Here is a 23,500-nt window from a genome sequence, read left to right as displayed (position 1 = left end):
AGAGTCCAGGCAAGGGAGGCGGCATCAGAGTGGACTGGCAGCGGCGCCTCCTGGCCGCCACCCCGCACGCGGCACTGCATCCAACAACCCGCGCGTGTAGGGGTGTTCGGGGGTCGACAGGATTCGGTCCGTGGGCCCCTGCTCGACGACGCGGCCGAGGTGCACGACCAGGACCTCGTCGGTGATCTGCTGCGCGACGGCCAGGTCGTGGGTGACGAACACATAGGAGACGGCACGCTGTTCGCGCAGATCCGCGAGCAGGCCGAGGACCTGCGCCTGGACCGAGAGGTCGAGGGCGGACACCGCTTCGTCGAGGACGAGGACGGCGGGTTGCGGCACGAGCGCCCGGGCAATGGCGACGCGCTGGCGCGCCCTTTTCGAAGACCAGCCCCCGAGTACCTGCGCGGCAAAGCATACGAGGCCACGTGCGCCACATGGGGGCCGTAGTCGGGGCCCGCCTCCACCAGGCAGACCGTGCGGGCGGGGTCTTCGCTGAGGCGTGCGGCCAACACGCTGCCGGTGACTCCTCCGCCCAGGACGACGACGTCGTAACCGGATGTTCGCGTGGCGGCGCTCATCCGCGCCATCCCGCTTCTTCGGCGCGGTGCTCGGCGGGCGCCGCATCACATTGCAACTCCACGAGGCGGGAGTGGAGTTCGTCGCGTGTGATGCTGTCGGTACGCATCGACGGCACGGTGCAGGCATGGGCTCCGGCCACCGCGCCGTACAGGCCGCAGCGCTCAGCAGGCTCGCCGTTAAGCCAGCCGTAGAGGAAGGCGGACGCGAATGCGTCGCCTGCGCCATTGGAGTCCACGACCGGTGCCGGGGGTGTGACGGCGGGGATGTGTGACAGCTCGCCATCGACCAGGAGATACGCCCCGTCCGCCCCGGCCGTGGCGATGACCGCCCGGGCACGGCCTCGCTCGACGATCCGGCGCATGGTCCGCTCGGGGTCGGCCAGGGCGGTGGTGGACAGGAAGACGAGGTCGGCCTCGTAGGCGAATACCTCGTGATAGGGGTTCATACCGTCCCAGTTGTGCAGGTCGGTGGAGATGGTCACGCCGGCTTCGCGCAGCGTGGGCAGCGTGAACGCGCACGGGTAGGTGATGACGACGTGCGCGTGACGACTCGCGGCGGCCAGTTCCCGGACCGTCGCTTCGGGGAGCCGGTCTGTCTCCTGCGAGCGGGTGTCGTCGTACAGGGACAGCCTTCGCCCGTCGGGGCCGACGAGGTTGACCGCTCGTTTAGTGCCTTCGGGCTGGAGGCTCGTGGTGAACGCGATGCCCTGGTCCCGGTGGAAAGCGCGGACGAGGTCGCCCTCGTAGTCGTCGCCGATCAGGTCGAGGTGGTGCGTACGAAGTCCCAGGCTGCTCACCCCCAGGGCGACGAAGTCGCCGCTCTGTCCCGCGCGTGTCCGGATACCTGGCTGGATCATGTAACTGTCGGCGAACGAAAGGGGCAGCTCGGGGACGTGCACGATCGTGTCCACGCCGGCGCCCCCCAGGACGAGGACGTCGATCTCGATGCTCATGGTGTTCCTCTCGGGCTGAAAGGGGTTGCCAGGCCGGTCACGGAACGGGGGCGCAGTGGCCCGCCCCGCAGTTCGCGGTGCGGATGGTGGCGCCTGATCCAGGGCGGCCTTTGCCGGATCGCTGAGAGCTGCCCGGCGCCCGGGCCGTTGTTGCCTGTCGCCAGGCGAGTCAAACAGTCGCTTCCCACTCCGGCAATCACTTGCAGAAACTTTCAGCAATTCTCTCTGGCTGGTGGGTGTCACGCGCTCCCTGGCGCACATCGACAACAGCACGGCGTGTTCGGGATGGTCGGGCCTGGCAGCATCCGGACCTTGGCGTGCCCAAGGCGAACCGGGGTGACCCTGAAGGTGCCAGTAACCTCGTCCGTGCTGGTCAGGCCACGTGTGAGCACTGTCGACAGCGAGGGGAGGCCATCCGTAACATCGAAGCGATGTATACATCGATTCGATGTTACGCATGAGAAGATGACCTCATGCTGGAACTCGCGATTCTGGGCTTCCTCGCCGAAGGCCCGATACCAGGTCACGAACTACGACGGCGCGTCTCACATCTGACCGGCTTCACTCGCCCGGTCAGTGACGGAAGCCTGTACCCGGCCATCACCCGACTGGCCAAGGCGGGCCTACTCGCACGGCGGGCCGATCCGCGGGCGGGCGCCGCCCGCTATGTACTCAGCCTGACCGAGGCGGGACGCGCCGACATGCTGGAGCGCCTGCGCAGGCCGGCCGATCACGAGATCACCGATTTCGCCCGGTTCTCCACGATCCTGGCTTTCCTCTCGCAGTTGCCCGACGTCGCCGAGCAGCACGCCGTGCTCCTCCGCCGCCTCGCCTTCCTGGAGGAGCCCGCGAGCTTCTTCTACGACGGCGACCGCCCGATGTCCGCCGAGCAGGTCGCCGACCCATATCGGCGCGGCCTGATGCTCACCGCCCGTGCCACGAGCCGAGCCGAACGAACATGGCTCCGCGAAGTCCTGGGCAAGGCAGCACCCGACCGCCCCTGAGAGCCACCGGAGGTACCTCCATGTTCGCGTCCTGGTACGACCGACAGGGCCCGGCCGCCGATGTCCTGCACGTCGGTGAACTACCCGACCCTGAGCCCGGCTTTGGCGAAGTCCGAGTCCGAGTCCACGTGTCCGGGGTCAATCCCGGCGACACCAAGAAGCGGCGCGGCTGGCTCGGCTCCTCCATGCCGTATCCCCAGTTGATCCCGCACAGTGACGCCGCCGGCGTCGTCGATGCCGTCGGCGGTGGGGTCGATACCCGCCGCGTGGGCGAGCGGGTGTGGGTGTACGGAGCCCAGTCCTACCGGCCCTTCGGTACCGCCGCTCAGTTCACGGTGGTTCCGGACCATCAGGCCGTGCCACTCCCCGACCACCTCGGCGACGAGCTCGGGGCGAGTCTCGGCATCCCTGGTATCACCGCGCACCGAGCGGTGTTCGCGGACGGCCCGGTCGACGGACGACTCGTCCTTGTGAACGGCGTCCTTGGCGGTGTGGGCTCGTTGGCCGCTCAGCTCGCCCGCTGGGGTGGAGCCACGGTCATCGGCACCGTCCGCCGCGAGCGCGATCTGGATCGCGTCGACCCAGCCGTCGCCTCGCACGCCGTCGCCCTGGACATGGAGGACCCCGCCGCGGCAATTCGCGCGCATGCACCGGACGGCGTGCACCGTGTCATCGAAGTGTCGCTTTCTGCCAACGCCGACCTCGACAACGCGGTCACCGCACTCGATGCGGTCATCGCCGCCTACGGAACCCACGCCGACCGCACCGAACTCCCCTTCTGGCCCCTGCTGTTCAACAACGTTACGCTGCGCCTGCTCGGCAGCGACGACTTCCCGGCCGAGGCCAAACGGCAGGCGGCCCGGGATCTTATCGCTGCGGCTGCTGTGGGCGCCGTCACCGTCGACGTCGGCGACCGCTACCCGCTACAGGAAATCGCCAAAGCTCATGAACGGGTCGATGCGGGCGGACGCGGCCGGGTACTGGTCACCATTCCGGACTGACGTCTGCTCTGGCGCTCCGCGCCGACCAGCCGTCGCCGACGTAGTTCGGCGACGGCGATTCCCCACCCGTGAAGCACTACTCGACGACGGTCAGGGGTACGTCCAGGCGTGCGGCGAGCTCGTCCGGTGTGATGCCGAATGTCTGCGTGACGCGCACTCCTTGGGGGGTGATGTCGAAGACCGCGAGGTCGGTGTAGACGCGGTCGACGCAGCCGAGGCCGGTGAGCGGGTAGCCGCACTCGGGCACCAGCTTGGGCGTGCCGTCTTTGGTGAACAGGGTCATCATCACGAACACCTTCTTCGCCCCAATCGCCAGGTCCATGGCTCCGCCGACGGCAGGGATGGCGTCGGGGGCACCCGTCTGCCAGTTGGCCAGGTCGCCGGTGGCGGAGACCTGGAACGCGCCGAGGACACAGATGTCGAGATGGCCGCCGCGCATCAAGGCGAAGGAGTCGGCGTGGTGGAAGTACGCGGATCCCGCGGGGTGACCTCGACCTCCTTGGGTACGCGGCAGACGAAGAGCATCTCGTCCTTGAAGCCGGGTGGCGTTGTGCCTTGCATTCCGGATTCCCTGTGACGTCGTCGATGTCCTCGATGGTGTCGAACCGGCGGCCCTGGTCGTGGATCAGGGCGTTGGCGATGAGCAGCAGGCAGGCGAGGTCCATGCAGCTCTTCGTCTCGGCAAGGGCAGGACGTGAGACAACCCGAGAACCTGCTGGTCAGCGCGATCCTAGACGCCGGAGCTGGGTATGTGACCTTGCGGGCCGTCGTCTCCAAGGAGCCCCGGCGGCGCTGGGCACCGGTCTTCCCCGCCACGCCAGGGGACTCCCCAGGCCTGGCACCGCAAGCGCATGTCGGGCTGGCACCACGTCGTGTCCGTCGGCTCCAGTCGCCCGCGCGGCCACCACCGAGCCGTGTCAGGCCGAGTGCCGCAGGCTGGGCCCCCTCGCCCGCGACCGCGAGACTCCCCGGCCCTTGCCCCGACCTCGTCAGGGCCGCGTCACGCCACTCGCGGCGGAAGGGGCGGCGCTTCTGCCGCGTCCGATGTGCGCTACGTCTCATCCGCGAGCTGTTACACCGGATGCGCGGCTGGTGTCTCAATGCCGAGTCCATAAGAACGAGGGAGACATGATGAACGGGAACGTCCAGGTGGTCGTGATCGGCGGCGGGTACGGGGGCGTGACAGCCGCCAACAGCCTGGCTCGGCGCGATGGCGTGTCGGTGACCCTGGTCAATCCGCGCCCCGAGTTCGTCTCGCGGATCCGCCTGCACCAGCTAGTGACCGGCTCCGACGACGCGGTCGAGGGCTTCGGTGAAGTTCTGGGCGGGGACGTCCGCCTGGTGGTCGACACCGCGACCCGAATCGACGCTGCCGGGCGCCGGGTGTCGTTGGCGGGTGGTGACACACTCTCCTACGACTACCTCGTCTACGCGGTGGGCAGCGGCGCCGCCGATCCCGGCGTGCCCGGAGCGGCGGAGTTCGCTCACTGGGTGTCGGACTTCGAGGGGGCGCAACGACTGCGGTCGGCGCTGGATACGACGTCCGCGTCGGCTTCGGTGACCGTGGTCGGGGCCGGACCGACCGGCCTGGAGACCGCCGCCGAGCTGGCGGAATCGGGCCGCAAGGTCACCCTGGTCTGCGGCGACGCGCTCGGCCCCTCCCTGCACGCCCGGGTCCGCCGCCCGGTCGCCCGCCGGCTCGCCAAGCTGGGTGTGACCGTCCTCGAAGGCCCCCGTGCGCGGGTGAGGGAAGTGACACAGGACGCCGTACAGCTCGACGACGCCCGCTCGCTGCCCAGCGCGGTGACCATCTGGACCGCGGGATTCCGTGTCCCGGACCTGGCCGCCCGCAGCGGGCTGCGCACCGACACCGACGGCCGCCTGCTCACCGACGCGACGCTGACCAGTGTGGACGACGTGCGCATCGTCGCCGCCGGGGACGCGGCGGTGATGACGGACCAGCCGTTCCGGATGAGCTGCCAGGCCGCCGTGCAGCTGGGCCCGGCAGCCGCCGACACGATCCTGCGCCGGATCGCGGGGAAAGCACCCGCTCGCGTCCGGATGTTCTTCGCCGGGCAATGCCTCAGCCTCGGCCGAAACGAGGGCATCACCCAGTTCTCCTACCCGAACGACAAGGTGAACGCGCTCCGCATCAGCGGGCGACCCGGTGCCGGCGTCAAAGAGATCGCCTGCCGGTTCACCCTCAATAAGTTGGTGTCCGGGGCGCGCAAGGCCAGTTCCCGCGCATCCCACGGCGACGGCACCGACCGCCTGGAAACGTCTCTGCCGGAACACCCCACGACGCCGCCCGACATCCGACGCGCGGCCTAGCCGCCAAGTCCCCTTGTTGGGCCGGACCGACCGGTCCGGCCCAACAAGGACCGAGCCGGAGTGACAAGCGCCCAACGCCTCGGCCTCGTATGCCATGGCCGGGCACCGGGGTGCCATCCCCCCCACCCCACGTGGCCTGACCAGTGGGGAGGCTGCTGCCGACAACCCCGTCATCGGACTGGGTTCATGTTCCTTACGGCCCGTTTCCGGCACATGGGGCCAACCACGAGAAAGTGAAGCGCACGACATGAACGACCACGTCACCGAGCCCGCGACCGAGGCCTTCGTCGCCCACCGCGACCTGCTGTTCACCGTCGCGTACGAGATGCTCGGATCGGCAGCGGACGCCGAGGACGTCCTCCAGGAGGCCTGGCTGCGGTGGATCAAGGTCGACCTGGAGCAGGTGCAGGACCAGCGCGCCTACCTGGTACGGATCACGACCCGGCAAGCACTCAACCGGCTACGCACCCTCAAACGGCGCAAGGAGGCCTACGTCGGCCCCTGGCTGCCCGAGCCCCTGCTCACCGCGCCGGACGTGGCCGAGGACGTCGAACTGTCCGAGAACTTGTCGCTGGCACTCATGTTCATCCTCGAAACCCTCTCACCGACCGAGCGCGCCGTCTTCGTGCTGCGCGAGGTCTTCGACTTCGGCTACGCCGACATCGCGGCCGCGATCGACAAGAGCCCCGCCGCCGCACGCCAGATCTCCTACCGCGCCCGCCGGCACGTCGACGCCCGCCGGCCGCGCACATCGGTATCCCCGGAAGAAACCCGGGCAGCGTTGAATTCGTTCCAGTCCGCGCTCGAGACCGGGGACCTACAGGGGCTGCTCGACGTACTCGCCCCGGATGTTGTCTTCGTCAGCGACGGCGGCGGCCTCAGGCTGGCGGCCTTGCGACCGGTCGTCGGCGCCGACAAGGTGCTCCGTTACATGGCCGGCAGTGTCGAAAAGGCCGGCGGCACCTTCACCAGTGAGCCCACGACGGTCAACGGCAACCCCGGACTTATCCTGCGCGTGGACGGCGTGATCGACGGCGTGCTGGCCTTCCGCGTGGAGAACGCTCGCGTCACGGGTCTCTACTACGTCCGCAACCCCGAAAAGCTCACCCGCGTTGAGTCCGAAACCCCCCTCACCTCCCGCTGACCGTCCCCCTCGACACGGCCGACCGACGTGCGCGGTAGCGCAGGCGTCGCGGCACAAGCCGCTGACCGCCCCGGAGAAGCAAGCGGACCGGCTGGTCAGCCGGGAACGCGCGGCAAACGAGCACGGCTTCGCCGACCTGAAGAAACTGGCGCGTACTCACCAAGCTCCGCCACGTCCTGACGTACGCGGAGACGAGCCGCTGACTCGACGCGGCACACAACTTCTACGAGAAGGCCCGCCAGCGGATACGGCAGGGCTCGGCCGAGTAGTGGTATGAGCCTTCGCCGTTCCCTGGTTTCAGTCGACCGCAGGTGGAACGGTGCAGATCTCGGCGGGTTCCCCGCCAAGATCGTCTAACCGAGCCGGGGGACGGGAGAAGTCTCCGTCCCGCCACTATGCACCTGAAGCGAGTCGAGCCTGTAGTTTCACGCTGGCCAGGCGGCAACGTGCCTTGCGGCTCGCCATGATTGGCGGCGGGCGGCATGGCGGGCTGGCGAGAGAGGCAGCATCGGCCCGGCCCGCGCAGCAGATAGCTCACCTACGTGGCGCCGTGCTTCTCCTCGTACTGCTCAATCGCTTCTCGCACCGAGCTGGGCATAGGAACCTCCCGGGACTCCCCCGCCTTGCGGTGCTTCAGGTTTGCCGGCCGGCGGGGTTGGAGTGGATCTGCTCGTGCACTCGGTAGACGTCATCGGCCACGAGGTTGTTGATGTTGACGGCCTGGGCCTCTCCGTTGCGCAGCCCGCACCCCGCCATCATCACGATCTCCAGCACGAGGCCCTCATCCGCGACAGTCAGGGCTTGCTTCAAGTACGCGAAGGAAGGAACGACCATCTTTTGGCGGACATACTCCGGCTCTTGCATGCCTTCCACAGGGTCTTCCGCCATCGAACCCTTGTCGTGGGCGTCACGCAGAATCGGCTTGGGGGTGCGAAAGATCGCCATGCTTGGCGACGACACCTTCTGCCAACCACCCACGCCGCACACGTGACCAGGTCTCCGCGAGAGCCGATACTGCCGTGAGTGAGCGGTTGGGAGCGCCGGTCCGCAACTACACGTCCACCTGATACTCCGTCAGTAAAGTCAGCAATAGGTCAGCAACAGCCCCGCCAGAACCCGCTCCCAGCCGCCACGGACCGCCAAGATCGAAAACCTTCCAAACCCGCTTTGACCAGGGAAAAAACACTGGCCAGAGGCCCAGATGCTTCGCTCACTTGGAGGTACCCATGAAGATGCTCATCAACGTGGCCGAGACCGTGGTCGCCGACGCGTTGCGGGGGATGGCTGCGGCTCATCCGGAGCTGAACGTCGATGTCGAGAACCGGGTGATCGCGCGCCGGGACGCCCCCGTCGAGGGGAAGGTCGCGATCGTCTCCGGCGGTGGGTCGGGGCACGAGCCGCTGCACGGGGGGTTCGTGGGGCACGGGATGCTGTCGGCCGCCTGTCCGGGTGAGGTGTTCACGTCGCCGGTGCCGGACCAGATGGTGCGGGCCGCGGCCGCCGTGGACAGCGGCGCCGGGGTGCTCTTCGTGGTGAAGAACTACACGGGTGACGTGCTCAACTTCGACATGGCCGCGGAACTCGCCGAGGACGAGGGGATCCAGGTCGCCAGGGTCCTCGTCGACGACGACGTGGCCGTCACGGACAGTCTGTACACCGCGGGCCGGCGCGGCACGGGCGCGACCCTGTTCGTCGAGAAGATCGCGGGTGCGGCGGCCGAGGAGGGGCAGTCGCTGGAGCGCGTGGAGGCGATCGCCCGTCAGGTCAACGCGAACGCACGGAGTTTCGGTGTGGCCCTGAGCGCGTGCGCCACGCCCGCCAAGGGCAGCCCGACCTTCGATCTGCCGCCCGGCGAGCTGGAGTTGGGCGTCGGCATCCACGGGGAGCCGGGCCGCGAGCGGCGCGCCATGATGACCTCCGGCGAGATCGCCGACTTCTCCGTGGACGCCGTCCTCGAGGACCTTCAGCCGACCGGCCCGGTACTCGTCCTCGTCAACGGCATGGGCGCGACCCCGCTGCTGGAGCTCTACGGGTTCAACGCCGAGGTCCAGCGCGTGCTCACCGAGCGCGGCGTGCCGGTGGCGCGCACCCTCGTCGGGAACTACGTCACCTCGCTCGACATGGCCGGTGCCTCCGTCACTCTGTGCCAGGTCGACGAGGAGATGCTGCGCCTGTGGGACGCGCCCGTCAGCACGGCGGGCCTGCGCTGGGGCATGTGAGGCAGTCCGTCGTCCGAACCATCACCACCACGCAAGGAGATGACGTGCTCGACGCCGATTTCTTCCGACGCTGGCTCACGGCGGCCACCGCGGCTGTCGACCGGGAGGCGACCCGGCTCACCGAACTCGACTCGCCGATCGGTGACGCCGACCACGGCAGCAATCTGCAGCGCGGTTTCGTGGCCGTGAGCGCCGCCCTGGAGAAGGAGGCACCGGCCACCCCGGGTGGTGTTCTCACCCTGGCCGGGCGCCAGTTGATCTCGACCGTGGGCGGCGCGTCGGGTCCGCTGTACGGGACGCTCCTGCGCCGTACGGGCAAGGCGCTGGGGGACGCGCCCGAGGTCAGTGAGGCGGAGCTCGCCGCGGCGTTGCGGACCGGGGTGGACGCGGTCATGACGCTGGGCGGTGCCGCGCCGGGCGACAAGACCATGATCGACGCGCTGGTGCCCGCGGTCGACGCGCTCGGCACTTCTTTCGACGCGGCCGCCTCCGCCGCCGAGCAGGGCGCGCTCGCGACGACTCCGATGCAGGCGCGCAAGGGGCGGGCGAGCTATCTGGGCGAGCGCAGCATCGGGCATCAGGACCCGGGCGCCACGTCGTCGGCGCTGCTGATCGGGGCGCTGGCCGAGGCGGCCCGCGATGAGTGATCCTGGGGGCGTGGGCAGCGGTCAGGAGAAGGTCGTCGGGATCGTCCTCGTGTCGCACAGCCGGGCCGTCGCCGAGTCGGTGGCGGAGCTGGCGACGGGGCTCGCGGGCGACGGTGCGGCCGTTCCTCTGGCACCGGCGGGCGGCACCGAGGACGGTGGGCTCGGCACCAGCGCGGAGCTGATCTGCGGCGCAGCTCGGTCGGTGGATCGTGGTGCGGGCGTCGCCGTGCTCGCCGATCTGGGCAGTGCGGTGCTCACGGTGAAGGCGCTGCTCGCGGAGGGCGGCGACCTCCCGGACGGGGCGCGCCTGGTGGACGCCCCCTTCGTCGAGGGGGCGGTGGCCGCGGTCGTCACGGCGTCGGCGGGGGCGGATCTGGACGCGGTCGAGGCGGCTGCCGTCGAGGCGTACACGTACCGGAAGGTGTGAGCGACCGGGGCGGCGGCTCACCCGCCGCCCCGGCGCGCCGCGTGCGTTCGTCGCTCCGACCCGGCCTGTTCCGGGCTCAGTTGACGGCCAGGAACTTCTTCGCCTGTGCCTCGCCCAGCGCCACCGCGGCCCGGTGGCTCTCGATGGGCGACACTGCGGTGTTCTTGAACAGGATGTACGTGACTTCGCCGGCGCCGCCGCGTACGGGATCCGGGTTGATGCCGAGGTTCACCACGGCGGCGTACGAGGCCTCGCCGATGACGTCCGTCGGCCCGGTGTCGCCGACGACGGCGTACTGGACCTGGTTTCGGTAGATGATCGCGGCCACCGTTCCGCCGCGGATGCCGTGGGCCGCAGGGGTCCATATGGGGCTCGCGCCGGGGACGACGACGTACGGGAGGCTTTCCGCGGCGAGAGCTCCGCCGTGGGAGTCCCGGTAGGCGGTGGCGCTCAAGAACACCGGGTCGGTGCGGCTGTTGCAGTGGGTCCCTGAGCGGCCGTCGCAGTCGATGTCCATGTCGGCCTTCCAGTACACGGCGTCACCCTTGCCGCAGACCGGGATGTTCGCGGGCGCCCGTTCGTCGGTGCGGTAGCGGCCGCGCGAGATCTGTCGCGCACCCTTTCACCTTGCCCAGCAGGTCCGCGGCCCGCACGGAACCTTCCTGGACTCCCCCGGCCGGGCGTGGTGCGCGCTCGCGGGGGTCCGGCGCGTGGGCCGCCGCGGGGGGCGCGGGGACGAGCAGGGCGCCACCACAGACAGCGGTCAGGGTCAACGCGCGCATGCGCAGCACAAAGGTGCCTATGTCGGGAATGCTGCGTATGTACATAAAACCCAAATCTGGGATTACTTGAGCGTGTAGTCCACCGCTCGGGGTCCGGACGGGAACGACGCCCGCGACACCGCCTCTTGATGTGACCCCGTCACTCATGACATACAGGTCTGTACCAATGCTTCCGAGCGGAAGGCCTGCCGTGCGACGCATCCCCGGACGCACCTCGCTGGCGTGCACGACCTGCGCCGCCGCGCTCCTGTTCGCCACATCGTGCGGCCTGCTCGACGACGACACCCGGCAGGGGCCCGCCCTCACGGCCCCCGCCGGAGTCACGGCGCAGGCGGGCAGCGCCACCTCCGTCCACGTCATGTGGAGCCGCCCCGAGGGAGCCGCCGAGGTCAAGGGCTACACGGTGTACCGGGGCGCCACCAAGGTGAAGGAGGTACCGGGTGAACAGCACATGGTCGACGTCGTCGGGCTGCACCCGCGCTCCGCCTACACCTTCTCCGTCCGGGCCGAGGACACCGACGGCACACTCGGACCGCTCAGTCCGAAGGTGGCCGTCACGACACCGGCCGCCGTCGCCGAGGACCGGTCGGCCCCGACCCGGCCGGGAGCGCTGCGCGGACGGGCGGACGGCGGCCGGGCGGCTTCGCTGTCGTGGGGCGCGTCGAAGGACGACAAGGGCGTCGTCTCGTACGACATCTACCAGGGCGCGTCGAAGATCCACAGCGTCGGCGGGGGCGAGACCCGGGCGCTGATCACCGGGCTGCGGCCGGGCACCAGGTACTCGTTCACCGTGAAGGCGCGCGACGCCGCCGACAACACCTCCCCCGCCGGCTCGGCCCTCAGGCTCACCACCGCGAAGGGCTCCGACGAGGGCCCCGGCACCGCCCCCACCGACTTCCGCGCCACGTCCCGCCGGGCCGGCGGCGCGTACTACATCGACCTGTCGTGGACGCCGCCGCGCACGGGCGGCACCGTGCCCGCGTACCGCATCTACCTCGACGGCCGGCAGGCCACCACGCTCGTCTGGGGCGACGCCCCGCCCAAGGGCACGGCACGGAACAGTTTCTACGTGGGCAAGGAGGCCGGCGTCCGACACCGCGTACGGATCCGGGCCCAGCTGCCCGACGGGACGTGGGGCGCCTACTCCGCCGAACGGAGCGTCACCACCGGGTCCTGACCGGGGCCCTCCGGGCCGGACGGGCACCGGGCCCGGTGGGCCGGAGGATGGAACCGGCCACCTGCCCCGCTCCCCGTCCGCATCCGCATCCGCCCGACCACCCAGTTGGCTCTCAAAGAGCCACGAGAGCGGGCGACGTCCTCGTGGCCGCATGCGCGAGCCGGCGGCCACGCCTCGGTTCCTGCGCAGAACTGGGGCACACCACCGGGTCCTGAGCGGGGCCCTCCGGGCCGAACGACAGCCGGGGCCCGTTCGGCCGGACGATGCAACCCGCCACCTACCCAGCCCCCGTCCCGTCCCCATCCGCCCAGCCCAGCAAACGAGTTGGCCCTGGAAGGACAACGACAGCGCGGCAAACGGTGTGGGCGGAGTCCTCGTGGCCGCATGCGCGAGCCGGGGCAACGCCTTGGTTCCTGCGCGAGCGTGGGGCACACACCGGACCCAGGTCGGTGGCATCGCCGTGTCCCGCCCGGGACGCGCCCTTGTCTGCTCCCCTCCCGGCGTCCTACCGTCTCCGGAGCCGCGCGGGAGCGGCCGCATCACCTACGCATCCGCCTTGGGGGCAGCGTGAGTTCGGGGCCGGTCGGTGTCGCCGTCGTCGGGGCGGGCGTCATCAGCAACGAGTATCTGCGGACACTGTCCTCCTTTCCCGATCTGCGGGTGGTGGGTGTCGCCGACCTAGACGCGGGCCGCGCCACGGCCGTCGCGCGCGAGCACGGCGTACCGGTCGCCGGAGACGTGGCGACGGTGCTCGCCGTTCCCGAGGTCGAGCTCGTCGTGAATCTCACCGTGCCGGCCGCCCACGCGCAGGTCGCGACGCAGGCGCTGCGGGCCGGGAAGCACGTGTACGGCGAGAAGCCGATCGCCCTGGCCCCCGGTGAGGCCGAGAAGGTGCTCGCCCAGGCGGCGGAACGGGGGCTCCTTGTGGGGAACGCGCCGGACACGTTCCTCGGCGCGGGTCTCCAGTCGGCGCTGCGGGCCGTCGGGGCGGGGCACATCGGCGAGCCGGTGGCGGCGACGACGGCGGTGATGGGCCTCGGGCCGGAGGGCTGGCACCCTGATCCGGCGTTCTTCTACCAGCCCGGCGCGGGACCGCTGTTCGACCTCGGGCCGTACTACCTGACGGCGCTGGTGGCGCTGTTCGGCGGGGTGTCGCGCGTGGCGGCCTCGGCGGCACGCGCGCGCGAGGAGCGCGTCGTCGGGTCGGGGCCCAGAGCTGGGCAGGTGTTCCCGGTGGCGGTGCCGACGCATGTGTCGGCGCTCGTCGAGTTCGGGTCCGGGGTGCGGGCGACCTCGGTGCTCAGCTTCGACTCGGCGCTGCCGCGTATCCAGTTCGAGGTCACCGGCACGGAGGGCGTCCTCGCGGTGCCGGACCCCAACACCTTCCGCGGGCCGCTGAAAGTGCGGGCCAACGGGGCGGAGGACTGGCGCGACCTGCCGGTCGCGGGGCGCGTCGACGGGCGCGGGCTCGGCGTGCTCGACCTGGCGCGGGCGATCCGCCGGGGCGGTGCGCCGCGTGCGTCGGGGGCACTGGCCCTGCACGTCCTGCAGACGATGACGGCGATCACGCACTCGGCCGAACACGCCGAGTTCACCCGGGTCGCCACCTGCCCTGCGCCACCACCGCCCGTTCCGGCGGACTGGGACCCGGGGGCGGCGACCCTCGACTAGGCCGGGTCGAGGCCGAGTTCCTCCAGGGTCTGTTCGAGCCAGCGCGCCCAGAAGGTCTCCAGGTCGATGCCCGCGCGCAGCACCACATGCTGCAGGCGGGCGTCGACGGAGTCGAGGCCGGGCGGGAAGTCCCGCTTCTCGATCTCCTCGTACTCCGCCAACTGCCGCCGGTGCAGGTCGAGATGGCGGCGCAGGTCGGCCTCGATGCCGTCGGTGCCGACGACGGCGGCGGCGCGCAGGCGCAGGAGCAGCGGGTCGCGCAGCGGTTTGGGGTCCTGGCTCGCGGCGGTCCAGCGGGCCAGTTCGGCGCGGCCCTCGGGCAGGACCTCGTACTCCTTCTTCTGACCGCGCGCGGGCGTCGGCGCGGGCAGGGCCCTGATGTACCCCTCGCGTTCCAGGCGGCCCAGCTCGCGATAGATCTGCTGGTGCGTGGCCGACCAGAAGTAGCCGATCGACTTGTCGAAGCGGCGCGTCAGTTCGAGGCCCGACGACGGCTTCTCCAGGAGGGCCGTGAGGATCGCGTGCGGGAGTGACATGGCTGCACCTTATGCGGAGGCGGTCACGCGGCCGGCGGGCCCGGCCACGTGACCGCCGGTCTCACAGCGCCGCGGCCAGTTCGGTGCCCTGGCGGATGGCGCGCTTGGCGTCCAGCTCGGCGGCCACGTCGGCGCCGCCGATCAGGTGCGCCTCGCGGCCCACGGCGAGCAGGTCGTCGTACAGACCGCGGGCCGGGTCCTGGCCGGTGCACAGGACGACGGTGTCGACGGGGATGACGGTGGAGTTGCCGTCGACGGTGACGTGCAGGCCCGCGTCGTCGATGCGGTCGTAGGTGGCGCCCGCGACCATGGTGACCCCGCGGTGGCGCAGTTCGGTGCGGTGGATCCAGCCGGTGGTCTTGCCGAGTCCGGCGCCGACCTTCGAGGTCTTGCGCTGGAGGAGGTGGACGGCGCGCGGCGGGGTGGGACGGTCGGGCTTCGTGAGGCCGCCGCGGTCGCGGTAGTCCATGTCGACGCCCCACTGCCGGAAGTACGTGGCGGGGTCCTGGCTCGCCTTGTCCCCGCTGTCGGTGAGGTACTCGGCGACGTCGAAGCCGATGCCGCCCGCGCCGACGATCGCGACGCGCTCCCCGACGGGTGCGCCGTCGCGCAGGACGTCGAGGTAGCCGACGACGCTGGGGTGGTCGAGCCCCGCGATCTCGGGGGTGCGGGGGGTGACGCCGGTGGCGACGACCACCTCGTCGTACGCGTCGGGGGTGAGGTCGGCGGCGCTGACGGGGGTGTTCAACCGGACGTCCACGCCGTGCAGTTCGAGCTGCGCGCGGTAGTAGCGGAGGGTCTCGTCGAACTCCTCCTTGCCGGGGACCTTGCGGGCGACGTTGAGCTGGCCGCCGACCTCGGAGGCGGCGTCGAAGAGGGTGACGGCGTGCCCGCGCTCGGCGGCGGAGACCGCGCAGGCGAGACCCGCGGGGCCCGCTCCGACGACGGCGACACGCTTGCGCAGGCGGGTGGGCGCGAGGACGAGTTCGGTCTCGTGGCAGGCGCGCGGGTTGACGAGGCAGGAGGTGATCTTGCCGCTGAACGTGTGGTCCAGGCATGCCTGGTTGCAGCCGATGCAGGTGTTGATGGTTTCCGGGCGCTCGGCCTGGGCCTTGGCCACGAAATCCGGGTCGGCGAGCAGGGGCCGTGCGAGGGACACCATGTCGGCGCAGCCGTCGGCGAGCAACTCCTCGGCGATCTCAGGGGTGTTGATGCGGTTCGTGGTGACGAGCGGGATGGAGACCTCGCCCATGACCTTCTTGGTGACGAAGGTGTACGCGCCGCGCGGCACCGACGTCGCGATGGTCGGGATGCGGGCCTCGTGCCAGCCGATGCCGGTGTTGATGATGGTGGCGCCGGCGGCCTCGATCTCCTTGGCGAGCTGCACGACCTCCTCGAGGGTGGAGCCGCCGGGCACGAGGTCGATCATCGAGAGCCGGTAGATGAGGATGAAGTCCGTGCCGACGCGCTCGCGGACGCGGCGGACGATCTCGACGGGGAAGCGGATGCGGTTCTCGTACGAGCCGCCCCAGCGGTCGGTGCGCTGGTTCGTGGCGGCAACGATGAACTCGTTGATGAGGTAGCCCTCGGAGCCCATGATCTCCACGCCGTCGTAGCCCGCCCGCCGGGCGAGTTCGGCGGCGCGCGCGAAGTCCTCGACGGTCTGCTCGATCTCGGCGTCGGTGAGTTCGTGCGGCGGGAAGGGGCTGATCGGCGCCTGGAGCGGGCTCGGGGCGACGAGGTCCTCGTGGTAGGCGTAGCGGCCGAAGTGGAGGATCTGCATCGCGATCTTCCCGCCCGCCGCGTGCACCGCGTCGGTGACCTGGCGGTGCTCGTCGGCCTCCGCCTCGGTGGTCAGCTTCGCGCCGCCGGCCCAGGGGCGTCCGGCCTCGTTGGGGGCGATGCCGCCGGTGACCATGAGGCCGACGCCGCCGCGGGCGCGGGTGGCGTAGAACTCCGCCATCCGCGCGAAGCCGTTCTCCGCCTCCTCGAGGCCCACGTGCATGGAGCCCATCAGGACCCGGTTGGGCAGCGTGGTGAATCCGAGGTCGAGCGGGGTGAGCAGGTGCGGGTATCGGCTCATGGTGGCCCTCCGTGCGCGGCGAACGTCGTCACAGTTGTAGACGACGACGGCTCGCTTTTGCAACAAGTTGCATAAGAGAGCTGCGCCACGCCGCACAGCGCCGCCGCACCCCGCCGTCGGGGCGGGGCACGGCGCGGCCGGGCGGCCGGTCAGTCCGCGGCGATCTCGGCCACCCACCCGTACGGCAACTCCTCGCCGTCGACCGTCACGGCCTCGACGGAGCGGGTGAGCGGGTCGATCTCCACCTGCACCCCTTCGCCCACGAAGCGCGGATAGCCGGACTCCCCGGACGCTCCGGTGGCCTCGACGGACACCACGCGCAGGGGGTTGCCGTGCACGGGGTGGCCGTCCTTGTCGGCGAGCTGGGGCTTGACCAGGACCGTGTAACGGGCGGGCACATCACTGGGGTCGCTCATGCTCAGGAGGCTAGCTCCGGGCCCGGGAACGCGCCTGCCCGCGGCGCCCCCTCCCTTCGGTTGTAGAATGCAACGAGCAGCGGGGAGAGGACGCACGTGACAGACCGAGAGACGGCCGTCGAGACCATTCAGCGCGAGATGACGTCGTTCGCGCGGCGTGCCAGAGCGATGGCCGGACGGATGCACCCCGAGCTGTCGCTCGTGTCGTACACCCTGCTCAGCCACCTGGACGAGAAGGGCGGCTGCCGGGCCACGGACCTCGCCACGCACTACGCCCTCGACAAGTCGACGGTGAGCCGGCAGGTGTCCGCGCTGGAGCGGGCCGGGCTCGTGATGCGCCGGGTGGACCCGGACGACCACCGCGTCCAGGTCCTCCACCCGACCGAGGCGGGGGCCGACATCCTCGCCCAGGTCACCGTCAGCCGCCGCCAGGCGTTCCAGGAGCGGGTGGCGGACTGGCCCGAAGAGGATCTCGTCCGCTTCGCGGACTATCTGCTGCGCTACAACGCGCAGGTCCAGGACGACGCCTGAGCCGCCCCGGACGTCCGGCGCGTCAGCGGGCGGCGGCGTGGTCGAACTCCGGGGCCCTGGCCGCCATGAACTTCGTGGTGCGCCGCAGCCGGAAGCCCAGGGACTCGTAGAGCCTGATGGCGTTCGTGTTGCGCGCCGCCGTGTGCAGGAACGGGGTCTCGCCGCGGTCCTTTATCCCCGCCGCCACGGCGAGGACGAGGCGGGCCGCGAGCCCCTGGCCGCGATGGTCCGGGTCGGTGCAGACGGCGCTGATCTCCGTCCAGCCCGGCGGGTGCAGCCGCTCCCCCGCCATCGCCACGAGCGCGCCCTGCCTGCGGATCCCGAGATAGGTGCCGAGCTCGACGGTGCGGGGCAGGAACGGCCCCGGCTGGGTGCGCGCGACGAGGTCCAGCATCTCGGGCACGTCGGCCGCGCCGAGCAGCACGGCCTCCGCGTCCGGCGCCGCGGCCACACCGTCGTCGACGAGCTGCACCCCGTCCATGCTCATCGTGAGTTCCCAGCCCTCGGGCGGCGCCGTGCGCATCCCGGGCAGCGGGACGGTCTCGCCCGGCCCGGCGAGCGCCGCGAGATCCGCCCAGTCCCCGGGGCCCGGCTCGTCCGGCAGCGCGAGCCACGGCGACACGTCGAGGGGGTACCGCAGCACCCGGCCCCGCCGCTCGGCGAAGTGTGCGTGCGGGCCGGTGAGAGAGCTGTACGCGGGGTTGTCGAGCGGGTGGGCGGTGGCGGCGGCCGGGACGGACATACGGCGGGCTCCCAGGAGGCGGCGGTGGGCGTGCGGGCGGTGGGGCGGCCGTGCCGACCATGGCCGCCCTCTGATGAAAGCCCATGTCACCGCGGTCTCATTCCCCCACCGGGCGAATGTTCACGAGCCCGCAACGATGCGCGCGGCGCGGTGGACGTTGCCGACGCGTGATCCTTCTTGACATGCTGGCGCGATGCCCTCCGTACCCCTGAGTGACCGCGTCGAGGAACTGCTCGCGGGCGAGCACCCGTTGCCGGTCGTGGAGGCGGGCGATCCCGTGCTCCGGTCCCCCGCGCAGACCTACGACGGTCAGCTCGCGCCCGAGCTCCTGGAGCGTCTGATCGCCGCGATGCGCGCGTCGATGCACGCCGCTCCCGGCGTCGGTCTCGCCGCACCGCAGATCGGCGTCCCGCTGCGGATCGCCGTCGTCGAGGACGCGGCCGAGGTCCCCGAGGAGGTACGGGTGGCGCGCGGCCGGGTGCCGCAGGCGTTCCGCGTCCTGATCAACCCGTCGTACGTGCCCGTGGGCGCGCGCCGCGCCGCGTTCTTCGAAGGCTGCCTGAGCGTGCCCGGCCTGCAGGCCGTGGTCTCCCGGCACCAGCGGGTGCGTCTGCGGTGTCTCGACGAGCGGGGCCGCCGCGTGGACGAGGAGTTCACGGGGTGGCCCGCCCGGATCGTGCAGCACGAGACGGACCATCTGCACGGAACGCTCTATCTCGACCGGGCGGAGCTGCGCTCACTGTCCACCCGCAACGCGATGGCCGAGCGCTGGACGCAGCCCACTGCGGAGCTGGCCGCGGGCGCGCTCGGCTTCTCGCTTCCCTGAGGGCGCGGGCTCGTTGAGGGCGCGCGCGTGCCCGCAGAGGGCGCGCTTCCCTGAAGACCCGTGTCCCCGAAGACCGTGTCCCTGAAGACCCGTGTCCCCGAAGACCGTGTCCCTGAAGACCCGTGACCCCGAGGACCCGTGTCCCCGAGGTCCCGTGCGCCCCCTCCCGTCAGGTGAGGTCGGGCATCTCGCCCTCCGTCGTGCTCAGGTCGATCACCGAGAACGCGGCGCCCTGCGGGTCCGTCACCGCCGCGAAGCGGCCGAACGGGGTGTCCATCGGGCCGTAGTGGAGCTTTCCGCCGAGCCTGGTCACCGTCGCGACCGCCGCGTCGCAGTCGTCGACCGCGAAGTAGACGTTGACGTACGACGGGACCTGCGGCGGGAAGTCCTCGGTCATCTTGAAGCGGCCGAGCTGGGGCTGTCCGTCGAGCTGCCAGAGGTTGAAGTCGACGTTCTCGTCGGCCATCTTCCGTACCTCGTACGGGAAAGCGGCCTCGAAGAACCCGTCCGTCTTCCCTGTGTCACGCGTGGTCACCTCGGCCCAGGCGTACGAACCGGGCTCGCCCACCTTCTCGAACCCGTCGTGCGTACCCGGCTGCCAGAGGCTGAAGAAGACTCCCGCCGGGTCCTTGACGGTGACCATCGAGCCGAAGTCGCCGACCTCCATGGGCTCCATCAGCAGGGTGCCGCCGGCCTCCTTGACGCGGGCCGCCGTGGCCCTGACGTCCGGCGTGGCCAGGTACAGGTTCCAGGCCGGCGGGGTGCCCTCCATGCCCGGCATCTGCGGCGAGAGCGCGCCGACCCGCTTGCCGTCGGACATCGCCTGCGCGTAGTTGCCGTACTCCTCCCCGCCCTCCTCGAACGTCCAGCCGAGAAGCTCGCCGTAGAAGCGCTTGGCGGCCTCCAGGTCGGGGAACATGGCGTCGGCCCAGATGGGCGCGCCCTCCGGTCGTGCGGCCATGGCGCGAAACCCTTCTTCCGAGTGGTGGTGGCTCCGTGGGTGGGACGGTCCGGGCAACGGTGGTGCGATTCGTCCCGGTTCCACCGATTCACGCTAGCCGCGTGCAGGCCGCCGCGCGATACCGAACTCTGTTCGCACAAGCCTTACGGAGCCATGACGCATCGGCGAGGAGAACCCTCGCGACGCCCCGTCCCGCATAGCGTGGGCGGCATGCGTGTACTGGTCACCGGCGGTGCCGGGTTCATCGGGTCCGCGGTCGTGGACACTCTCTCCGCACGAGGACATGAGGTCGTCGTGCTCGACGTCCGGCCGCCCGGCCCGGACGAACGCCGGCCCTGGTCCGTCGCCGACGTACGCGACCCCGCCGCCGTGGAGTCTGCCCTCGACGGCGTCGACGCGGTGTGTCATCAGGCGGCGAAGGTCGGCCTCGGCAAGGACTTCGCCGACGCGCCCGACTACGTCTCCCGCAACGACCTCGGCACGGCCGTGCTGCTCGCCGCGATGGCCTCGGCGGGGGTACGCAATCTGGTGCTCGCCGGGTCGATGGTCGTGTACGGGGAGGGGCGGTACGAGTGCGGGCGTCACGGAGTGGTGCGCCCGGGACCGCGCGCCGAGGCCGACCTGCGGGCCGGCCGCTTCGAGCCCGCGTGCCCTCGGTGCGGCGATGCGCTGAGCCCCGGCCTCGTCGGCGAGGACGCCCCCACGGACCCGCGCAACGTGTACGCGACGACGAAGCTCGCCCAGGAACATCTGGCGTCCGCCTGGGCGCGGGCCACCGGGGGCCGCGCGGTGTCGCTGCGCTACCACAACGTGTACGGGCCGGGGATGCCGCGCGACACCCCGTATGCGGGCGTCGCGTCGTTCTTCCGGTCGGCGCTGGCCCGGGGTGAGGCCCCGCGCGTCTTCGAGGACGGCCGCCAGCGGCGGGACTTCGTGCACGTTCACGACGTGGCCGCGGCGAACGCGCTCGCCCTGGAGACCCTGGGCGACCGGCCCGCCGACTCGTGCGTCGCGTACAACACGGGCAGCGGGGACCCGCACACGGTGGGCGAGATGGCCCACGCACTCGCCGCCGCGTACGGCGGGCCGATGCCCGTGGTGACGGGCGAGTACCGGCTCGGCGACGTACGGCACATCACGGCGGACCCGGCCCGGCTCAGGGCGGAGCTCGGATGGCGCGCCGAGGTGGGGTTCGAGGAGGGGATGACGGAGTTCGCCAAGGCGGAGCTGGGGTGAGGTGACCCCGCCGGGCGCGGGACGCGTGCCCGCTACGCCCCCGCGGCCGGAAGGATCACCTCGAAGCAGCAGCCGCCGGCCACATTGCGCACGGCGGCGCTGCCCCGGTGGGCCTCCACGATTCCCCTGACGATGGCGAGCCCGAGGCCCGCGCCCGACGGCGGCGTCCGGGCGTGGCTGCCACGCCACCCCGTGTCGAAGACGCGCGGCAGATCCTGCTCGGGAATGCCCCCGCAGCCGTCCGTGACCGTGAGGACCACACCCTCCGTGGAACCGGCCGCCGCCACGGCGACCGTGCCGTCGGCCGGCGTGCGACGGATCGCGTTCACAAGGAGGTTGCCGAGGACGCGGCTCATCTCCTTGCCGTCGACCTCGACGGGAATCCTGTCGACCCGGTCGCCGACGAGGCGTACGCCGTGTTCGCGGGCCAGCGGGTCGGCGCCCGCGAGCGCGTCGCCCACGAGGTCGTGGAGGGAGATCCTGGACGGGCTCAGGACGAGGGTCCCCGCGTGGATGCGCGACAGTTCGAAGAGGTCGCCCACCATGTCGTTCATGCGCTCGACCTCGGTGCGGATCTGGCGCAGATAGCGGTCCGGGTCGGCCGCCATACCGTCCTCCAGTGCCTCGGACATCGCGCGGAGTCCGGCGAGCGGGGTGCGCAGATCGTGCGAGATCCAGGCGACGAGCTCGCGACGCGAGGTCTCCAGGGCGCGCTCGCGGTCCCTGGAGGCGGCCAGCTTGGCGCTGGTGGCCTCCAACTCCCTTGAGAGCGCGGCAAGTTCCGCCGTCGCGGGAACGAGAGGCGCCGCGAAGCTGCCGCCGTCACCGAAGGAGCGGGCGGCGAGGGTGAGCGCGTTGCTGCGGGCCACGACCCAGCGGCCGAGGAGCAGGGCGGTGGCCAGTGACACGGAGGCGGCCATCGCGGCGACGGTCGTCACGACGGTCAGGTCGTGCGGGGACAGGAACATCGCCCAGGCCACGACGAGTGTGCCGGCGAGCATCGCCGTCACCGCGACGGCGGCGACGACCGTGAGCGACACCGTCAGGGAGCGGCGGCGCAGCACGAACAGGGCGAGCGCGCCCAGCAGGCCCGCGCCGACGGCGCCGAGGAACGCGAGGAGGGCGATGAGGACCATGTCATGCACGGGGCTCGGTCCCGTCTGCCGGTGTGCGGTCGGGCCGAGGAACGTCCGGCACACGGCCTGAATGCGGGACTTCCGGCGCACGGCGTGTCTGCGGTACCTCCGACACACGGCCCGGCTGCGGGACCTCCGACACACGGCCCGGCTGCGGGACCTCCGACACACGGCCCGGCCAAGGAACTTCCGGCGCACGGCGCGTCTGCGGGACTTCCGGTGCACGGCCCGGCTGCGGTACCTCCGGCGCACGGCCCGGCTGCGGGACTCCCAGCACACGACCTGACTGCGGTACCTCCGGCGCACGGCGTGTCTGAGGGACTTCCGGTGCACGGTCGGATCGAGTGGTGTCGCCGTGCGGGTCCGAGCCCGGGCCCGAGTCCAGGCGGTAGCCGACTCCCCAGACCGTCTGGATGAGGCTCGGGGCCGCCGGGTCGTCCTCGATCTTGCCGCGCAGTCTGCGGACGTGAACCGTGACGGTCGACAGGTCACCGAAGTCCCAGCCCCACACCTGCTGCATGAGTTCCTCGCGGGAGAAGGCGCGGCCCGGGTGGCGCAGGAAGAAGGCGAGAAGGTCGAACTCCCTTATGGTCAGGGCGAGTTCGATCCCCGCCTTGGTGGCTCGACGTGCCGCGGGGTCGATGGTGAGGGCGGCCGCGCGCAGCGGCCCCGCCGGCTTGGGTGCCGTGGCCGCGCGGGCTCGGCGCAACACCGACTCGACCCGCAGGACCAGCTCGCGCGGGCTGAACGGCTTGGTCACGTAGTCGTCCGCGCCGACCTCCAGGCCGAGGATGCGCTCGTCCTCGTCGCCGCGCGCCGTCAGCATGATCACGGGGACGGGACCGCGGGCCCGGAGTCTGCGGCACACCTCGAGGCCGTCCATGCCGGGCAGCATGAGGTCGAGAACGACCAGGTCGGGCCCGTGCGCGTCGGCGCGGTCGAGGGCGGCCGGGCCGTCGGCGGCGCGGTCGACGTCGTAGCCGGCGCGGTCCAGGTAGCCCGCGACGACCTCGGCGACGGTCGGGTCGTCGTCCACGACGAGGACGCGGCCGAGCGGTGGTGTCTGCATTCCACCAGCGTCGCACCCGAGGGGGCCGGT

22 protein-coding genes and 3 pseudogenes are annotated in these 23,500 nt (G+C 71.2%); 12 read left to right on the top strand and 13 right to left on the bottom strand.

The window, feature by feature from the left end; translation table 11 throughout:
- Positions 1-24 precede the first annotated feature (24 nt).
- The 3 genes and pseudogenes from OHO83_RS39495 to OHO83_RS39490 form a co-directional block, all read right to left on the bottom strand.
- Positions 25-339: an ABC transporter ATP-binding protein gene (locus OHO83_RS39495; protein ID WP_329436474.1), complete on the bottom strand. Its 315-nt coding sequence runs from the start codon at positions 337-339 to the stop codon at positions 25-27.
- A 98-nt stretch (positions 340-437) separates the two neighbouring features.
- Positions 438-578, bottom strand: a pseudogene (locus OHO83_RS47110) (NAD(P)-binding protein); the annotation flags it as partial.
- Positions 575-1,531, bottom strand: coding sequence for an adenosine kinase (locus tag OHO83_RS39490; protein ID WP_266667176.1), 957 nt, complete (start codon positions 1,529-1,531; stop codon positions 575-577). The gene OHO83_RS39490 and the pseudogene OHO83_RS47110, both read right to left, overlap by 4 nt.
- A gap of 473 nt (positions 1,532-2,004) precedes the next feature.
- On the opposite strand from OHO83_RS39490, the gene OHO83_RS39485 reads away from it, so the two are divergent.
- Both OHO83_RS39485 and OHO83_RS39480 read left to right on the top strand, forming a co-directional pair.
- Positions 2,005-2,535 (top strand): PadR family transcriptional regulator, encoded by a 531-nt coding sequence (locus tag OHO83_RS39485; RefSeq protein ID WP_266667178.1) that lies wholly within the window; start codon positions 2,005-2,007, stop codon positions 2,533-2,535.
- 20 nt (positions 2,536-2,555) lie between these two features.
- Entirely contained in the window at positions 2,556-3,536 is a 981-nt protein-coding gene (locus tag OHO83_RS39480) for an NADPH:quinone reductase (protein WP_329436472.1), read from the top strand.
- Between the two features lie 76 nt (positions 3,537-3,612).
- On the opposite strand, the pseudogene OHO83_RS39475 reads toward OHO83_RS39480, so the two are convergent.
- Positions 3,613-4,014: pseudogene (locus tag OHO83_RS39475) on the bottom strand (CoA-transferase); the annotation flags it as partial.
- Positions 4,015-4,667: 653 nt separating this feature from the next.
- Here OHO83_RS39475 and OHO83_RS39470 point away from each other — a divergent pair.
- Together OHO83_RS39470 and OHO83_RS39465 are read left to right on the top strand one after the other, a co-directional pair.
- Entirely contained in the window at positions 4,668-5,867 is a 1,200-nt protein-coding gene (locus tag OHO83_RS39470) for an NAD(P)/FAD-dependent oxidoreductase (RefSeq protein WP_266676131.1), read from the top strand.
- A 247-nt stretch (positions 5,868-6,114) separates the two neighbouring features.
- Entirely contained in the window at positions 6,115-7,011 is an 897-nt protein-coding gene (locus OHO83_RS39465) for an RNA polymerase sigma-70 factor (RefSeq protein ID WP_266667182.1), read from the top strand.
- 633 nt (positions 7,012-7,644) lie between these two features.
- Here the strand turns inward: OHO83_RS39465 and OHO83_RS39460 are convergent.
- On the bottom strand, positions 7,645-7,956 hold the full coding sequence (locus OHO83_RS39460; protein WP_266667184.1) for a hypothetical protein: 312 nt from the start codon (positions 7,954-7,956) through the stop codon (positions 7,645-7,647).
- A 281-nt stretch (positions 7,957-8,237) separates the two neighbouring features.
- Between OHO83_RS39460 and dhaK the strand changes: the two genes are divergently transcribed.
- The 3 genes from dhaK to OHO83_RS39445 are packed head-to-tail and all read left to right on the top strand — an operon-like array spanning position 8,238 to position 10,304.
- Complete coding sequence (gene dhaK, locus OHO83_RS39455) at positions 8,238-9,230, top strand: dihydroxyacetone kinase subunit DhaK (RefSeq protein ID WP_266667186.1); 993 nt, start codon at positions 8,238-8,240, stop codon at positions 9,228-9,230.
- Positions 9,231-9,274: 44 nt separating this feature from the next.
- On the top strand, positions 9,275-9,877 hold the full coding sequence (dhaL, locus tag OHO83_RS39450) for a dihydroxyacetone kinase subunit DhaL (RefSeq protein WP_266667188.1): 603 nt from the start codon (positions 9,275-9,277) through the stop codon (positions 9,875-9,877).
- Positions 9,870-10,304 (top strand): PTS-dependent dihydroxyacetone kinase phosphotransferase subunit DhaM, encoded by a 435-nt coding sequence (locus OHO83_RS39445; RefSeq protein ID WP_266667190.1) that lies wholly within the window; start codon positions 9,870-9,872, stop codon positions 10,302-10,304. Before dhaL ends, OHO83_RS39445 begins: the two co-directional genes overlap by 8 nt.
- 76 nt (positions 10,305-10,380) lie before the next feature.
- Here OHO83_RS39445 and OHO83_RS39440 read toward each other — a convergent pair whose 3' ends face one another.
- On the bottom strand, positions 10,381-10,839 hold the full coding sequence (locus OHO83_RS39440) for a glycoside hydrolase family 75 protein (protein WP_443066076.1): 459 nt from the start codon (positions 10,837-10,839) through the stop codon (positions 10,381-10,383).
- A gap of 437 nt (positions 10,840-11,276) precedes the next feature.
- Between OHO83_RS39440 and OHO83_RS39435 the strand changes: the two genes are divergently transcribed.
- Both OHO83_RS39435 and OHO83_RS39430 read left to right on the top strand, forming a co-directional pair.
- Positions 11,277-12,263, top strand: a complete 987-nt coding sequence (locus tag OHO83_RS39435; protein WP_266667192.1) for a fibronectin type III domain-containing protein — start codon at positions 11,277-11,279, stop codon at positions 12,261-12,263.
- A 567-nt stretch (positions 12,264-12,830) separates the two neighbouring features.
- Positions 12,831-13,934: a Gfo/Idh/MocA family protein gene (locus OHO83_RS39430; protein WP_266667194.1), complete on the top strand. Its 1,104-nt coding sequence runs from the start codon at positions 12,831-12,833 to the stop codon at positions 13,932-13,934.
- On the opposite strand, the gene OHO83_RS39425 is transcribed toward OHO83_RS39430, so the two are convergent.
- The 3 genes from OHO83_RS39425 to OHO83_RS39415 form a co-directional block, all read right to left on the bottom strand.
- Positions 13,931-14,470: a PadR family transcriptional regulator gene (locus tag OHO83_RS39425; protein ID WP_266667196.1), complete on the bottom strand. Its 540-nt coding sequence runs from the start codon at positions 14,468-14,470 to the stop codon at positions 13,931-13,933. The genes OHO83_RS39430 and OHO83_RS39425 overlap by 4 nt on opposite strands.
- A gap of 61 nt (positions 14,471-14,531) precedes the next feature.
- Positions 14,532-16,553 (bottom strand): NADPH-dependent 2,4-dienoyl-CoA reductase, encoded by a 2,022-nt coding sequence (locus tag OHO83_RS39420; RefSeq protein WP_266667198.1) that lies wholly within the window; start codon positions 16,551-16,553, stop codon positions 14,532-14,534.
- 149 nt (positions 16,554-16,702) lie between these two features.
- The gene (locus tag OHO83_RS39415) at positions 16,703-16,969 is read right to left on the bottom strand and encodes a hypothetical protein (RefSeq protein ID WP_266667200.1); all 267 of its coding nucleotides are present in this window, start codon (positions 16,967-16,969) and stop codon (positions 16,703-16,705) included.
- Positions 16,970-17,107: 138 nt separating this feature from the next.
- Between OHO83_RS39415 and OHO83_RS39410 the strand changes: the two genes are divergently transcribed.
- The gene (locus OHO83_RS39410; RefSeq protein WP_443066107.1) at positions 17,108-17,500 is read left to right on the top strand and encodes a MarR family winged helix-turn-helix transcriptional regulator; all 393 of its coding nucleotides are present in this window, start codon (positions 17,108-17,110) and stop codon (positions 17,498-17,500) included.
- A gap of 22 nt (positions 17,501-17,522) precedes the next feature.
- On the opposite strand, the gene OHO83_RS39405 is transcribed toward OHO83_RS39410, so the two are convergent.
- Entirely contained in the window at positions 17,523-18,242 is a 720-nt protein-coding gene (locus OHO83_RS39405) for a GNAT family N-acetyltransferase (protein ID WP_266667205.1), read from the bottom strand.
- 193 nt (positions 18,243-18,435) lie between these two features.
- Here OHO83_RS39405 and def point away from each other — a divergent pair, with 193 nt between their 5' ends.
- Positions 18,436-19,068: a peptide deformylase gene (def, locus tag OHO83_RS39400; RefSeq protein ID WP_266667207.1), complete on the top strand. Its 633-nt coding sequence runs from the start codon at positions 18,436-18,438 to the stop codon at positions 19,066-19,068.
- Positions 19,069-19,237: 169 nt separating this feature from the next.
- On the opposite strand, the gene OHO83_RS39395 is transcribed toward def, so the two are convergent.
- Positions 19,238-20,029: a VOC family protein gene (locus OHO83_RS39395; RefSeq protein ID WP_266667209.1), complete on the bottom strand. Its 792-nt coding sequence runs from the start codon at positions 20,027-20,029 to the stop codon at positions 19,238-19,240.
- 210 nt (positions 20,030-20,239) lie between these two features.
- Here OHO83_RS39395 and OHO83_RS39390 point away from each other — a divergent pair, with 210 nt between their 5' ends.
- Positions 20,240-21,265 (top strand): NAD-dependent epimerase/dehydratase family protein, encoded by a 1,026-nt coding sequence (locus OHO83_RS39390; RefSeq protein ID WP_266667211.1) that lies wholly within the window; start codon positions 20,240-20,242, stop codon positions 21,263-21,265.
- Positions 21,266-21,297: 32 nt separating this feature from the next.
- On the opposite strand, the gene OHO83_RS39385 is transcribed toward OHO83_RS39390, so the two are convergent.
- Both OHO83_RS39385 and OHO83_RS39380 read right to left on the bottom strand, forming a co-directional pair.
- Positions 21,298-22,410: a sensor histidine kinase gene (locus OHO83_RS39385; RefSeq protein ID WP_266667213.1), complete on the bottom strand. Its 1,113-nt coding sequence runs from the start codon at positions 22,408-22,410 to the stop codon at positions 21,298-21,300.
- A 367-nt stretch (positions 22,411-22,777) separates the two neighbouring features.
- Positions 22,778-23,470: pseudogene (locus tag OHO83_RS39380) on the bottom strand (response regulator transcription factor); the annotation flags it as partial.
- Positions 23,471-23,500 lie beyond the last annotated feature (30 nt).

Source organism: Streptomyces sp. NBC_00569 (assembly GCF_036345255.1).
In the GTDB taxonomy this organism is placed as follows: domain Bacteria; phylum Actinomycetota; class Actinomycetes; order Streptomycetales; family Streptomycetaceae; genus Streptomyces.
Note: the sequence above shows the minus strand (reverse complement) of the source record. Positions and strands in the feature narration are given on the sequence as shown.